We start from the raw sequence: 14,107 nt of genomic DNA on the forward strand, positions 1-14,107 counted from the left end.
GATGACCAGAATCCTGCTTCAGGGCGGCAACGTCCTCGACCCGGCGCACGGCAGCCTGCTGCGCCGCCACGACGTACTGATCGAGGGCGAGCGCATCGCCGCGGTATCGGCCACGCCGCTCGACCTGCCCCATCCGTCAGAAACGTCCGACATGCCCGATCTGCAGCGCATCGACGTCACCGGCAAGACCGTGATGCCGGGGCTGATCGACTGCCACGTGCACGTGCTGGCCTCGCTCGCCAACCTCCGCCTCAATGCGACGCAGCCCAACGTGCTGGTGGCGATCCGCGCGCTGCCGATCATGCGGGCGATGCTCGAGCGCGGCTTCACCACCGTGCGCGATGCCGGCGGTGCCGACTGGGGCCTGTCGCAGGCGGTGGCCAGCGGCCTGATCCCGGGTCCGCGCATCTTCCCGTCGGGCAAGGCGCTGTCGCAGACCGGCGGGCACGGCGACTTCCGCCCGCGCGGCGACACGCTCGAGCCCTGCTCGTGCGCGTTCCGCGCCGGCGCGATTGCGCGCGTGGTCGACGGCGTCGACGCGGTGCGGCTGGCGGTGCGCGAAGAGATCCAGAAGGGCGCGACCCAGATCAAGATCATGGCCTCGGGCGGGGTCGCCTCGCCGACCGATCCGATCGCCAACACGCAGTACAGCGAGGACGAGATCCGCGCCATCGTCGCGGAGGCCGAGGCCGCGCAGACCTATGTCGCGGCGCACGCCTACACGCCGCGCGCGATTGCCCGCGCGGTGCGCTGCGGCGTCCGTTCGATCGAGCACGGCAATCTGGTCGACCGCGCCGCCGCCGAGGTGATGCGCGAGCATGGCGCCTTCGTGGTGCCGACCGTGATCACCTACGAGGCGCTGGCGCGCGACGGCGCGCGGCTGGGCCTGCCGGCCGAGTCGGTGGCCAAGATCGAGACCGTGCGCCAGGCCGGCCACGACTCGCTGCGCATCTACGCCGAGGCCGGCGTGCCGATGGCCTTCGGCTCGGATCTGCTCGGCGAGATGCATCAGTGCCAGAGCGAGGAGTTCCGGATCCGCGCCGACGCGCTCGGCAACCTCGAGGCGATCCGCTCGGCGACCTCGATCGCCGCCGCGCTGCTGCAGCGCGAAGGCGAACTCGGTACCGTGCGCGCCGGCGCACTGGCCGACCTGCTGGTGGTCGACGGCGATCCGCTGGCCGACATCGGCCTGCTGATGGGTCAGGGCGAACACCTGGCACTGGTGATGCAGGGCGGGCGGATTCATACGCGCAGCGCGCAGTAGCGCTGCGGTACGTCCACCTTTGTCGTTCTCCCTCGCCCCCTCATGGGGGAGAGGGTTGGGGAGAGGGGGTGGATTCGAACCGCGATGGCATGATCGCCGCCCTTTCCCTCTCCCCCCCACCCCTCTCCCGCGAGCGGGAGAGGGAAGCCCCTGCGCGGGCGCGCTCGATGCCCTGGCCCATCGCTCCACTATCATGGCGGCTTGACCGACCGGACGCCGCCATGCGCATTTCCCCGCTTCCTCCGCTGCCCTGCCTGATCGCCTTCGAGGCGGCGATGCGGCACGGCAGCTTCACCCGCGCTGCCGCCGAGCTGCATCTGACGCAGAGCGCGATCAGCCGGCAGGTCGCGCAGCTCGAACAATTCCTCGGCAAGAAGCTGTTCGTGCGCGAGCCGCGCGCGCTGCGGCTGACCGTCAGCGGCCAGCGCTATGCCGAGGTGGTACAGCGGCTGCTGGTCGGCTGCGCCGAGGCGACCGAGGACGTGATGAAGCGCAAGGGGCATACCGAACTGTCGGTGGCCTGCTCGTCCGGCGTGGCGGTGCTGTGGCTGACCCCGAGGCTGGCGCGCTTTCGCGCCGCCCATCCGGACTTCCACCTGCGCCTGGTCGTCAACGACAGCCTCGCCTCGATGTCCGGGTCCGAGTTCGATATCGGCCTCTATTATTTGCGCGAGGGTCCCCCGCCGGCCTTCGCGGCGCGGCGGCTGTTCGACGAGGAAGTGTTCCCGGTCTGCGCGCCCGGCTACCTGCGCGGCCGCCGCCTGAAGCCCGCGGACCTGGTCGACGAGACGCTGCTGGTGCTGGAAGACGCCCAGCGCCAATGGATGTCCTGGGAGACCTGGCTGGCGCAGAACGGCCTGCCCGATGCGCGCCCCAGCCATCGCGTGGTGGCCAACCAGTATCCGATCCTGCTGCAGCTGGCGATCGAGGGCCACGGCATCGTGCTGGCCTGGCGCCATATGATCGATGCCTGCCTGCGCGACGGCCTGCTGGTGCGCGCGACCCAGGCGAGCGCGACGCTGGGCGGCGGCTACTACGCGGTCTGGCCACGCGAGCGCGCCGAGCCGGCGGCGGCGCGTGCCTTCCGCCAATGGCTGGTGCAGCAGAGCGGCATCGACGGCCGTGCAGGCGAATGACGTGGGACACGCGTGGATGGCCGCGGCATCGACCGCCAACGACATGCGCTGACCCAGCCCAACCCCCAGACACAAGGAGCGATGCGCCATGAAAGACGTGCTGCTGCCCTGCGGTGAACGCGTGCCGGCCCTCGGCATGGGAACCTGGAATATCGGCGACGATCGTGCGCGCCGCGCCGAGGAGATCGCCACGCTGCGGCTTGGCCTGGATCTCGGCCTGCGCCTGATCGATACCGCCGAGATGTATGGCGAGGGACTGTCGGAGGAGTTGGTCGGCGAAGCGATCGCCGGCCGGCGCGACGAGGCGTTCCTGGTCACCAAGGTCTATCCGCACAACGCCGGACGGCGCGACGCGGTGGCGGCCTGCGAACGCAGCCTGCGGCGGCTGCGCACCGACCGCATCGATCTGTATCTGCTGCATTGGCGCGGCGGCGTGCCGCTGGCCGAGACCATGGAGGCCTTCCTCGCGCTGCAGCAGGCCGGCAAGATCCGCCACTTCGGCGTCAGCAATCTCGACCTCGACGATATGCGCGAGCTGTGGAAGGTGCCGGGCGGCGACCGGGTCCAGACCAACCAGCTGCTGTACAACCTGGGCCGGCGCGGCATCGAATGGGATCTGCTGCCGTGGCTGCGCGAGCGCGGCGTGCCGGTGATGGCCTACTCGCCGATCGAGCAGGCCCGGCTGCTGCGCCATGCCGGCCTGAAGGCGTTCGCCGCGCGCCACGGCATCGCGCCGGCGCAGGCCGCGCTGGCCTGGCTGCTGGCGCGCGACGGCGTGATCGCGATTCCGAAGACCGGCCGGCGCGACGCGCTGCGCCAGAACGCCGCGGCGCTGTCGATCACGCTCGACGCCGCGCAACTGGCCGAGCTCGACGCCTTGTTTCCGCCGCCGCACGGGCCGCGTCCGCTGGAGATGCTGTAGCGCGCCGCGAGCGCTGGCCCGGAAGAAGGACCGGGGCACCGCGGCATGCGGACAACTCGGGCGCACGACTCAGGCGCCGATCGGCAGCGGCGCCCCGCTCTTGACCTCGCACAGCACGATGCTGGAACGAATGCCGGTCACGCCCGGCAGCCGGAATATCACGTCGTGCAGGAAGGCATCGTAGGCGCGGATATCCGGCGTCAGCACCTTCAGCAGATAGTCGGCCTGGCCGGTGGTGCGATAGCACTCGACGATGGCCGGGCAGGTGCGCACCGCGGCTTCGAATTCGTCGACCACGGTCTCGCTGTGGCGCGTCAGATTGATCTCCGCCAGCACACAGTTCGACAGCCCGACCCGCTCGCGGTCGACCCAGACCGTGTAGTTGCGGATCACCCCGCTCTCCTCCATCGCCTTGAGCCGCTTCCAGCAGGGCGTGACCGACAGGCCCACCGCGCCGGCCAGTTGCTGCAGCGACTGGCGCGCGTCGCGCTGCAGTTCCGCGAGGATGCGGCGGGAGTATTCGTCCAGAACCTCTTCGTTCTTCATATCGGTCGATATCGAGATGGGTTTTCTCCAATCTAGGCCCTGGCGGCAAAATTGAGAAATCCATTTCTCCGATCGCGTGCCTAACATGGTCTTCAGGACATGGGCGGCAAGACGGCCGGCACACCGGGCGCGCATCGCCGCCGGGATGCTGCCGGGACGCCGTCCGGACGCCGCCGGCAGGCCGAAGAAGAGCTGGCCGGCGGGCCAAAAGGAGACTGCGATGGACGCTGCGACGGAACCCGGCACGCTGCGCGCCGACTATCGACTGTCGGACAACCTGACCGCGCCCGCGGGCCAGGTCTTTCTGAGCGGCACGCAGGCGCTGGTCCGCCTGGTGCTCGAACAGGCGCGACGCGACCATGCCGCGGGCCTGGGCACCGCCGGCTTCGTCAGCGGCTATCGCGGCTCCCCGCTCGGCATGGTCGATCAGGCGATGTGGAAGGCCGCGCCGCTGCTCGATGCCGCCGGCGTGCGCTTCCTGCCGGCGATCAACGAAGAGCTCGCCGCCACCGCGGTGCTCGGCACGCAGCAGGTCGAAGGCGATCCGCAACGGACCGTCGATGCGGTGTTCAGCCTCTGGTACGGCAAGGGTCCCGGTGTCGATCGCGCCGGCGACGCGCTCAAGCATGGCAACGCCTATGGCAGCTCGCCGCACGGCGGGGTGCTGGTGGTCGCCGGCGACGACCACGGCTGCGTGTCGTCGTCGATGTCGCACCAGAGCGATTTCGCGATGCAGGCCTGGTCGATGCCGGTGCTGGCCCCGGCCGATGTCGCCGAGTATCTGGAGTTCGGTCTCTACGGCTGGGCGCTGTCGCGCTACTCGGGCAACTGGGTCGGTTTCACCGCGCTGTCGGAGACGGTCGAAAGCGCGATGACGGTCGACCTCGATCAAGTCCATGCGCGCGTGGCCTGCTGGCAGGATGCGGACGCGATACGCCGGGCCACCGGGCACATGCCGCCGCCCGACGGCCTGCACTATCGCTGGCCCGACCTGCCATCGCCGCGCATCGAAGTGCGGCTCGGTGCCAAGCTCGACGCGGTGCGCGCCTTTGCTCGCGTCAACAGCATCGACCGCATGGTGGTCGATGCCGACGAGGCGCGTGCGGGCATCGTGACCTGCGGCAAGGCGCATCACGATCTGATGGAAGTGTTCCGGCGCCTGGGCATCTCGACGCAGGCGCTGGCGGACGCCGGCATCCGCGTCTACAAGCTGGGACTGGCCTATCCGGTCGAGCCGACCCGGCTGCTGGCCTTTGCGCGCGGCCTCGAGGAGATCCTGGTGGTCGAGGAAAAGGGTCCGCTGGTCGAGCGGCAGCTGCAGGCGCTGTTCTATAACGCGCCCGACGGCGTACGCCCGGCGATCGCCGGCAAGCTCGGCATCGATGGCCGGCCGCTGCTGCCCGAGCGCGAGGAGATGCGGCCATCGCGGCTGATGCAGCCGGTGGCCGACTGGCTCGCCCGACTGAGCCGGGGCCTGGACCGGCGCGCGCTGGTGCCGCAGTTCAGCGAACACGCGCTGCTGTCCAATGCGGCCGATGGCATCCGCCGCCAGCCCTACTTCTGCCCCGGCTGTCCGCACAACACCTCGACGCGGGTCCCCGAAGGCTCGCGCGCGCAGGCCGGCATCGGCTGCCACTTCATGGCCAGCTGGATGAACCGCGAGACCTCGGGGCTGATCCAGATGGGCGGCGAAGGGGTCGACTGGGTCGCGCACAGCCGCTTCACGGCCACGCCGCACGTCTTTCAGAACCTGGGCGACGGCACCTACTATCACTCCGGCTATCTGGCGATCCGTCAGGCGGTGGCCGCGCGCACCAACGTGACCTACAAGATCCTGTGCAACGACGCGGTCGCGATGACCGGCGGGCAGCCGGTCGACGGCCCGCTCGACGTCGAGGCGATCGCGCGTCAGGTCAGCGCCGAAGGGGTGGCGCGCGTGGCGGTGGTCAGCGACCGCATCGGTGTGCATCGCGACCGCCGGGATCGCTTTCCGTCGGGCACGACCTTCCATCCGCGCGAGGCGCTCGATGCGGTACAGCGCGAACTGCGCGAGGTGCCGGGCGTGACCGTGCTGCTGTACGAGCAGACCTGCGCCGCGGAACTGCGCCGCCGCCGCAAGAGCGGCCGTGCGCCGACGCCGGCGCGGCGCGTCTTCATCAACGAGGCGGTGTGCGAGGGCTGCGGCGACTGCAGCGTGCAGTCCAACTGCCTGGCGGTGCAGCCGGTCGAGACCGCACTGGGGCGCAAGCGCCAGATCGATCAGGCGAGCTGCAATCACGACGAATCGTGCATCAAGGGCTTCTGCCCTAGCTTCGTCACCGTCGAGGGCGCGACGCTGCGCCACCCGGTCGGGCATGAGCGCAGCGCGACCGCATTGCGGGAACGCGCCGCGGCGCTGCGCGAGCCGGCGCCCCGGCTCGGCCCCGGGCCCTTCGATATCCTGGTGGTCGGGGTCGGCGGCACCGGCGTCGTGACGGTCGGCGCGCTGATCGCGATGGCGGCGCATCTGGAGCGGCGCGTGGCCAGCGTGCTCGACTTCATGGGGTTCGCGCAGAAAGGCGGCGCGGTGCTGTCCTTCGTGCGGCTGGCGCAGAGCCGCCAGTGGCTCAATCAGGCCCGCATCGACGCCCAGCAGGCCGACGCGGTGCTGGCCTGCGACCTGGCGGTGGGCGCGTCTCCGGACGTACTGCAGACGGTGGCGCCGCGACGCACGCAGATCGTCGCCAACACGCATCCGACGCCGGTCGCCGAATTCCAGCGCAATCCCGATGCCGACCTGCATGCCGACGCGCTGCTGGCCAAGCTGCGCCACGCCACGGGCTCGGGCGGCATCGACACGCTGGACGCACAGGCGCTCGCGACCGCCTTCCTCGGCGATACGGTGGCGGCCAATATCGTGGTGCTGGGCTTTGCCTGGCAGAAGGGGCTGGTGCCGGTTTCGCTGGCGGCGCTGACGCGGGCGATCGAACTGAACGGCGTGGCGGTGGACGCCAATCTCGAAGCGCTGGCGCTGGGGCGCTTGGCGGCGGGCGATCCGCTCGCGCTGAGGCGGCCGGCCGCGGGCGAAGGCGAACCCGATGGCCTGTCCCTGGCTCCGCCGGAGCCCGCTGCAACGTCGGCCACGCCGCTGCCGCGCCTGATCGCCGAGCGCGTGGCCCTGCTGACCGCCTACCAGGATGCCGCCTATGCCGCGCGCTATACCGCGCTGGTCGAGGCCGTTCAGGCCGCGGAGAGCGCGCTGGGCGAGCCTGGGCGCGAGCGCCGGCTGACCCGTGCGGTGGCCGAGCAGTTCGCGCGCCTGATGGCGTACAAGGACGAATACGAGGTCGCGCGGCTGCACAGCGACCCGGCCTTCCGGCAGGCGCTGCGCGAGCGCTTCGACGGCCCGCTGCGGCTGCGCTTCCATCTGGCGCCGCCGCTGCTGTCCCGGCCCGGCAAGCATGGCGAGCCGCCGCGCAAGATCGCGTTCGGGGCCTGGCTATGGCCGGTGATGGGATTGCTGGCCAAAGGCAAGCGGCTGCGCGGCACCCGGCTCGATCCGTTCGGCAGCACCGCCGAACGCAGGCTGGAGCGGCAGGCCATCGTCGACTACGAAGCGCGCATCCGCGCCTTGCTGCCGGCGCTGACGGCAGCGCGGCTGCCGATCGCGGTCGAGATCGCGCAATTGCCGGCCAAGGTACGCGGCTTCGGCCACATCAAGCTGGCCGCGCACGCGGTCGCCGCCGCCCGTGCGGCCGAGCTGCTGCACCGCTTCGACGCCCAGCGCTATCCGCGACCGGACAGCGCGCATGGCGCCAATGGCGCGGGACAACTGCGCGGAATTCCGATCCGGCAGGCCGACGTGAAAACGGCGCGCAGTGGCGCGCCGCATTGAGGCATGTCGGATGGGCGTGTCGGGCGGCCCCTCGGCTGGCCGCCGCGCAAGGGACACCGCGGAAGGAACGCCGCGGCAGGAACGCCGGCTTACTGGCGGGCGGCGACGGCGCGGTGGTACTCGACGTGGCGCAGCAGATAGGCGCGCACCTTGTCCTCGGTATCGCGGCCCACCCGGTCGGCCGCCTGGCGCGCCGAACGCTTGCCGTGAGCCGACGACATCTGGCCATCCAGATACTCGCGGAACGACGTGCGCACGGCATCGAGTTCGCCGCGGCAATCGCGCAGCGCATCGTTGACCACGGCTTGCGTGGTGCCCGACTTGGCGGAGCGGGACTCGGCCTTCTCGCGCGCGCATTCGGTGTACTGCTGGCGCTTCTTCTGCCATTCCGGGGTCGGTCCGAGCGCGGCCTGCGTCTCGGCGGCGGCGACGGTGGCATTGGCGGCCTGCTGGTCCGCGGGCGAATGCGAGGCGCAGGCGCCGACCAGCAGGATGGCGGGGATCAGGGCAAGAACTTTAGGCATGCCGCATGGTAGCGCCAGCCCTCCGGCAAGGTAACCGCCGGTTACATCGCGTTGCAATGGTGCCGCAGAAAGTGCTTTGTAGGACAGACACCACACCGCCTGCGTCTGTCGTCCTACAGCAGTCCCCGCAAGCGCTTTGTATATTGCACAAACGGAGGGCAGCGTGATGGCGGTCCGTCGCCCGGATCAACGACCGTTCGGCGCACACGCCATCCTTGGTTGGCATCGCAGTGATTGACAGGAACAAAGGAGAACAACATGGAACGTAGGGCATTCCTGAACGCCAGTGCGGGTCTCGGTTTGGCGGTGGCCGGCAGCGGCCTGCTGTTGGGCGCGTGCACCACCACGCGGGATTCGGCCTCTTCCCCGGCCGAAAAGACGACGCGCCGCCGTGAAATCGATTCCGGCGTTCAAAACACGCTGGACCGGCTGTACAGCTCGGTCAACGGCTCGCGCGAGCTGGCCTCGCGCGCTCGCGGCATCCTGGTGTTCCCGCGCACGCTGTCGGCAGGCTTCTTCGTCGGCGGCGAATATGGCGACGGCGCGCTGCGCGTGGGCAATACCACCCGCGGCTATTACCGGACCATCTCGGGCTCGCTGGGCTGGCAGATCGGGGCGCAATCGAAGGCGCTGATCTTCATGTTCATGAACCAGCAGGCGCTGGACAAGTTCCTCGCCAGCGAGGGCTGGACCGCCGGGGTCGACGCCACCGTGGCGGTCGCCAAGGTCGGCGCCAACGGCGCGCTCGATACCAATACCGTGCAGCAGCCGGTGGTGGGCTTCGCGCTGACCAATGCCGGCCTGATGGCGGGCCTGAGCCTCGAGGGCACCAAGATCACCAGGCTGGACCTGTAAGGCAGCTGCCTTGCAGTGCCTCGCGTCCGCGGCTCTTGGCAGGGGGCCGCGGCGCTTTTTCGTGTCCGTTGCACCGGCGCCCCTGCTGCCTTCCCTGCCGCCCGCTTTGGTGCCTTGATTGCCGTCGCTGCGCCGACGTACGCGACATCGGCCACGCCAAGCCGCTAGAATTCGTCCCTTTCGCCAACCGGCCAAGGTACCGAATTCTCATGTGGTTCAAGAATCTTCAGCTGCACCGCTTCTCCGCACCCTGGAACAAGGACGCCGACGAGGTCGAGGCCTGCCTCGCCTCGCACGCCTTCTATCCAGGTACCAGCCTCGAAATGCAGACCCAGGGATGGGCCTCGCCGCGCGATAACGGCGCGCTGGTGCATCGCGTGGGCAAGCAGATGCTGCTGACCATGCGTGCCGAGAAGAAGCTGCTGCCGGCCACCGTGGTCAATCAGGTCACCAAGGCCCGCGCGGCCGAACTCGAGGAGCAGCAAGGCTACAAGCCGGGCCGCAAGCAGCTGCGCGAGCTCAAGGAGCAGATCACCGAGGAGCTGCTGCCGCGCGCCTTCAGCATCCGGCGCGATACGCGCGTCTGGATCGATCCCGAGCGGGGCTGGCTGGCGATCGACGCCGCCTCGGCGATCAAGGCGGACGAGGTTCGCACGCTGCTGTTCAAGGCGCTGGACCCGCTGCCGCTGACGTCGCTGCAGGTCAACCAGTCGCCGGTGGCGGCGATGACCGGCTGGCTGGCCGACGATGCGGCACCGGCCGGCTTTACCGTCGATCAGGAGATCGAACTGCAGGCCAGCGCCGAGAGCAAGGCCACCGTCCGCTATGTCCGCCATCCGCTCGATGCCGAAGAACTGCGCCGCCATATCGCCGCCGGCAAGCGCTGCACGCGCCTGGCGATGACCTGGAACGATCGGGTCTCGTTTGTGCTGACCGACGCGCTGGCGATCAAGCGCGTGGCGCCGCTCGATGTGGTCAAGGAGCAGATCGACGGCACCATGAGCGACGAGGACGAACGCTTCGACGCAGACTTCGCGCTGATGGCCGGCGAGCTGTCGGCCATGCTGGGCGATCTGACCGAAGCGCTCGGCGGGGAACGAAAGCACTGAGGAGGGCCCGTCGAGGTCCGAGGCGAGGCGAGGCGAGGCGAGACGAGACGAGCCGAGACGAAACGGGACGAGACGAGACGAAACGAAACGGGACGGGCCTGATGCTGCCTTGAACTCAGCGCGCCTGACGCGGTTCGGCGCGCGCGGGGGCGCATCGCTCCAGCACGGCCTCCAGGCCCGGCATGCCGGCAAACAGGGGATGCACGGACACCAGCGCGGCCAGCTCGGACGGCAGCATGGCGCGGTCCCGCCGCGCCAAGGTCGCGGCCTGCTGCAGGGCGCCCAGCACCTGCTCCATCAGCTCCCGCCGCAGCCCCGCATGGCGCGTGTCGATGGTCGCGATCGATTGCAGCGCCAGCGCCAGCACGCTGGGCCGCGCCACCCGTGCCAGCGTCTGCGCTGCGATCGTGATGCGCGCCCCGTCGAGCCGGGCACCGCTGAAATCGGTCCACGCCAGGCTGATGTCGCGCAACGTGGCCCGCTGCAGATTGGCGCCGTTGAAACGCAGGTGCGATACGCCTGCGACCGCCGGATCGGCACCGGCCAGATCGGCGTTGCTGAAATCGAAGGCCAGCGCCGTCAGCGGCGCCTCGTCGGGCGGGTCCAGGCTCAGGCGGCGCAGCAACGCGCTGCGGTGCGCGGCGGTCGACGACGGGGCACGCGTGGCGTCGTCTGCGTGCATCCCGACCAGCCGCCGCGCCAGGTCCAGGAAGCGCTGCCAGCTGCGCTGTCGCGGCATGGCATCGTGGGCCGCCGGCGCGGTCTGGGCCGCGTCATGCACCGCGATCTCGATACCGGCGCCCACCGGTCTCGTCGACGCAGTGGGGATCGCGCCGGTCTGCTCCGACGCGGAAGGCACGGCAACGCCGCGATGGATACTGGGAATGGTCATGTCGGCTCTCCCGCTGTGGAATCAGGCTGCTGGGTCGAATGATCGATTCGAATGGTCGAATCGAATGGGAGCCATTGTTCCTGCCGCGCCAGCGTCAGACCATGCCGTTAGGACAGCAGACTATCGATTTTGGTCCGCTCCTTGCGGCGTTGGTGACCGAGGCCTCACGACGATGGACCGTCCAGGAAGGAAGCCCGCGTAGATCGGCGCGCACCTCAGGGTAAACACGAGTCCGGCAGCAAAGCCCGGCAGCCCGCTCAGAGCATGTCGCCCAGGTGCGATACCAGAAAGAGCAGGATGCCGATGCAACAGCCCACCACCGTGCCGCTGATCCGGATGTACTGCAGGTCGGGGCCGATGCTCAGTTCGATCTGCCGGGACATGTCGGTCGCGTCCCAGTTGCGCACCGTGTCGCTGATATGGGACGTCAGGAATTGCGCGAACTGCGGTGCCGCCGTCCCGGCGAACGACTCGGCGTGGTCGTTGAGGGAGCGACGCAGTTCCGGATCCTGCGCCAGCTTCTGGCCGAACCACAGCCCCACGCGCTCGACCTGTTGCTCCAACAGCGGGGAGCTGGTCTGCAGGTCGGCGCACAGCCAGTCGCGCAGCGCGGCCCACACACTGCGCGCATAGTCGGCCAGTTCTGGATTCTGCAGCACGAATTCCTTCAGCTCCTCGCCTTTCCGCAGGAACGCCTCATCGGTCCTGAGCTTCTCGATCAAGGCTTGCAGCGCCTTGTCGAAGGCCGCGCGCAGCTCGTGCGCCGGCATCCGGGCGACCTCATCGAGAAAGTCGATCACGTTGGTGCGCGCCGCCTCGGCAGCCTTGTCGCCCAGCCATTCGGTCGGCAGCACGATCTGCTTCCACTTGTGCTCGCTCTTGAGCCAGGTGACCACGCGCTGGGCGATCAGCTGCTGGGTCTCGTGCCGTCTCAGCAGGTCGATCGCATGTTTGAGGACGGCGTCGAGCAGTTGCTGATGGCTGCCGCCGCGGGTCAGCATCTCGAGCACGGACCCCAGCGCCTGCGAGAAATCGATGCGGCCGATGACCGTACGCGCGGCATCGTTGAGGAATGCCTGGATACGCCGGTCGTCCACCAAATCGAGCAGGACGCGCATCAGGTCGGCCGCGTGCCGGCCGATGCGCCGCGCATTGGCCGGCACGCTGAACCAGGTGGCGAGCCGTTGGGCCGGATCGCTGCGCCGGATCAGGTCCGTGACGACCTCGGGGTTCAGGAACTTGTCGCGGACGAAGGCGGCGAGATTCTCGGCGATGCGGTTCTTGTTTTTCGGGATGATCGCGGTATGCGGGATCGGCAGGCCAAGCGGCCGCCGGAACAGGGCCACGACCGCGAACCAGTCCGCCAGACCGCCGACCATCGCCGCCTCGGCGCCGGCCCTGAGCAGCCGAACCCAGAATGCCGGCGGCAGGAACAGCGTCGCGACAAACACTGCCGCCGCCGCGCCCACGCAGGCCAGCGCCACATATTGCATGCGCTTCAGTTCGGCTTCCTTGCCGGCGTTCCGGCCTTGCTGCATGGCGTCTCCTTGCGCTGCCACAGTTCGCGGGGCAAAAAAAATGGGACGTTTCGGTTGAAACGTCCCATTTTTACCGCATTCCCGCTACTGGCCGGATACTGGCCCGGTTGCTGGCCGACTCCAGGCCGGCTGCAGGCCGACTACTGGCCGACAGCTTCACCCCGCGGGCAAACGCAGCGTCGCATCAATCCCAGGACAGCGCACCGCCCGTCTGGTACTCGATCACGCGCGTCTCGAAGAAGTTGCGCTCCTTCTTCAGGTCGATCATCTCGCTCATCCACGGGAACGGGTTTTCCTCGTTCGGGAACAGCGGATCGAGGCCGATCTGCTGGCAGCGGCGATTGCAGATGAAGCGCAGATAGCTCTTGAACATCGGCGCGTTCAGGCCCAGCACGCCGCGCGGCATGGTGTCCTCGGCGTAGCGGTATTCGAGGTCGACCGCCTTCCGGAACAGGCCGACGATCTCTTCCTTGAACTCCGCCGTCCACAGATGCGGGTTCTCGAGCTTGATCTGGTTGATCAGGTCGATGCCGAAATTGCAGTGCAGCGACTCGTCGCGCAGGATGTACTGGTACTGCTCGGCCGCGCCGGTCATCTTGTTCTGCCGGCCCATCGCCAGGATCTGCGTGAAGCCGACATAGAAGAACAGGCCTTCCATGATGCAGGCGAACACGATCAGCGACTTCAGCAGCTTCTGGTCGTTCTCGGGCGTGCCGGTCTTGAACGACGGATCGGTCAGCGTGTCGATGAACGGGATCAGGAACTCGTCCTTGTCGCGGATCGATGGCACCTCGTGATAGGCGTTGAAGATCTCGGCCTCGTTCAGCCCCAGCGACTCGACGATGTACTGGTAGGCGTGCGTGTGGATCGCCTCTTCGAAGGCCTGGCGCAGCAGGTACTGGCGGCACTCGGGCGCGGTGATCTGCCGGTAGGTGCCCAGCACGATATTGTTGGCGGCCAGCGAATCGGCGGTGACGAAGAAGCCCAGGTTGCGCTTGATGATGCGGCGCTCGTCCTCGGTCAGGCCGTTCGGGTCCTTCCACAGCGCGATGTCGCGCGACATGTTGATTTCCTGCGGCATCCAGTGGTTGGCGCAGCCGGCCAGGTACTTCTCCCAGGCCCATTTGTACTTGAACGGCACCAGCTGGTTGACGTCGGTGGCGCCGTTGATCACGCGCTTGTCGGCGGCGTTGACGCGGCGCGTGCTCTGCGCGGCCGCGGCGTTCGGGTTGTTGCCGAGGATGCCGGCGCCCGGCTGCGTCGCGGCGGGCGGCAGCACGCCCTGCTGGTCGGCCGTTGCCGCCACGGCGGGTTGCAGCGCAGGTTGGGGAGCAGGCTGCGGGGCAGCCTGCGGATTGGCTTGAACGTCGTCGTCCCAGCTCAGCATGGTGTTGTTCTCCGTGTAACGCTCTGGTCAGCCGGTCCCGCTGCGCGCAGCGCAGGCATG

General features: G+C 69.0%; 11 protein-coding genes. 6 read left to right on the top strand and 5 right to left on the bottom strand.

Going from position 1 to position 14,107, the window contains the following annotated elements:
- Position 1: 1 nt before the first annotated feature.
- From HTY53_RS01500 to HTY53_RS01510, 3 genes are all read left to right on the top strand, one after another.
- Positions 2-1,264 (top strand): metal-dependent hydrolase family protein, encoded by a 1,263-nt coding sequence (locus HTY53_RS01500; protein WP_174104603.1) that lies wholly within the window; start codon positions 2-4, stop codon positions 1,262-1,264.
- A 221-nt stretch (positions 1,265-1,485) separates the two neighbouring features.
- Positions 1,486-2,400: a LysR substrate-binding domain-containing protein gene (locus HTY53_RS01505; RefSeq protein ID WP_174104604.1), complete on the top strand. Its 915-nt coding sequence runs from the start codon at positions 1,486-1,488 to the stop codon at positions 2,398-2,400.
- Positions 2,401-2,488: 88 nt separating this feature from the next.
- Positions 2,489-3,322 (top strand): aldo/keto reductase, encoded by an 834-nt coding sequence (locus HTY53_RS01510; protein WP_174104605.1) that lies wholly within the window; start codon positions 2,489-2,491, stop codon positions 3,320-3,322.
- A gap of 69 nt (positions 3,323-3,391) precedes the next feature.
- On the opposite strand, the gene HTY53_RS01515 is transcribed toward HTY53_RS01510, so the two are convergent.
- Positions 3,392-3,868 (bottom strand): Lrp/AsnC family transcriptional regulator, encoded by a 477-nt coding sequence (locus HTY53_RS01515; protein WP_174104606.1) that lies wholly within the window; start codon positions 3,866-3,868, stop codon positions 3,392-3,394.
- 220 nt (positions 3,869-4,088) lie between these two features.
- On the opposite strand from HTY53_RS01515, the gene HTY53_RS01520 reads away from it, so the two are divergent.
- On the top strand, positions 4,089-7,742 hold the full coding sequence (locus tag HTY53_RS01520) for an indolepyruvate ferredoxin oxidoreductase family protein (protein ID WP_174104607.1): 3,654 nt from the start codon (positions 4,089-4,091) through the stop codon (positions 7,740-7,742).
- Positions 7,743-7,831: 89 nt separating this feature from the next.
- Here the strand turns inward: HTY53_RS01520 and HTY53_RS24675 are convergent, their stop codons facing one another.
- Positions 7,832-8,266: a hypothetical protein gene (locus tag HTY53_RS24675; protein ID WP_174104608.1), complete on the bottom strand. Its 435-nt coding sequence runs from the start codon at positions 8,264-8,266 to the stop codon at positions 7,832-7,834.
- A gap of 258 nt (positions 8,267-8,524) precedes the next feature.
- Here HTY53_RS24675 and HTY53_RS01530 point away from each other — a divergent pair, with 258 nt between their 5' ends.
- Positions 8,525-9,121 carry a BPSL1445 family SYLF domain-containing lipoprotein gene (locus tag HTY53_RS01530; protein WP_174104609.1) on the top strand — a complete coding sequence of 199 codons (597 nt, stop codon included), beginning with the start codon at positions 8,525-8,527 and terminating at the stop codon, positions 9,119-9,121.
- 209 nt (positions 9,122-9,330) lie between these two features.
- The gene (locus HTY53_RS01535) at positions 9,331-10,230 is read left to right on the top strand and encodes a recombination-associated protein RdgC (protein ID WP_174104610.1); all 900 of its coding nucleotides are present in this window, start codon (positions 9,331-9,333) and stop codon (positions 10,228-10,230) included.
- A gap of 115 nt (positions 10,231-10,345) precedes the next feature.
- Here the strand turns inward: HTY53_RS01535 and HTY53_RS01540 are convergent, their stop codons facing one another.
- The 3 genes from HTY53_RS01540 to HTY53_RS01550 all read right to left on the bottom strand — a co-directional run bounded on the left by HTY53_RS01540 (position 10,346) and on the right by HTY53_RS01550 (position 14,047).
- The gene (locus tag HTY53_RS01540) at positions 10,346-11,122 is read right to left on the bottom strand and encodes a pentapeptide repeat-containing protein (RefSeq protein ID WP_174104611.1); all 777 of its coding nucleotides are present in this window, start codon (positions 11,120-11,122) and stop codon (positions 10,346-10,348) included.
- A gap of 257 nt (positions 11,123-11,379) precedes the next feature.
- Complete coding sequence (locus HTY53_RS01545; protein WP_174104612.1) at positions 11,380-12,660, bottom strand: DUF445 domain-containing protein; 1,281 nt, start codon at positions 12,658-12,660, stop codon at positions 11,380-11,382.
- A gap of 184 nt (positions 12,661-12,844) precedes the next feature.
- The gene (locus HTY53_RS01550; RefSeq protein WP_149316597.1) at positions 12,845-14,047 is read right to left on the bottom strand and encodes a ribonucleotide-diphosphate reductase subunit beta; all 1,203 of its coding nucleotides are present in this window, start codon (positions 14,045-14,047) and stop codon (positions 12,845-12,847) included.
- Between the last annotated feature and the right edge of the window lie 60 nt (positions 14,048-14,107).

It is taken from the genome of Cupriavidus gilardii (assembly GCF_013314895.1).
Lineage (GTDB): Bacteria > Pseudomonadota > Gammaproteobacteria > Burkholderiales > Burkholderiaceae > Cupriavidus > Cupriavidus gilardii_C.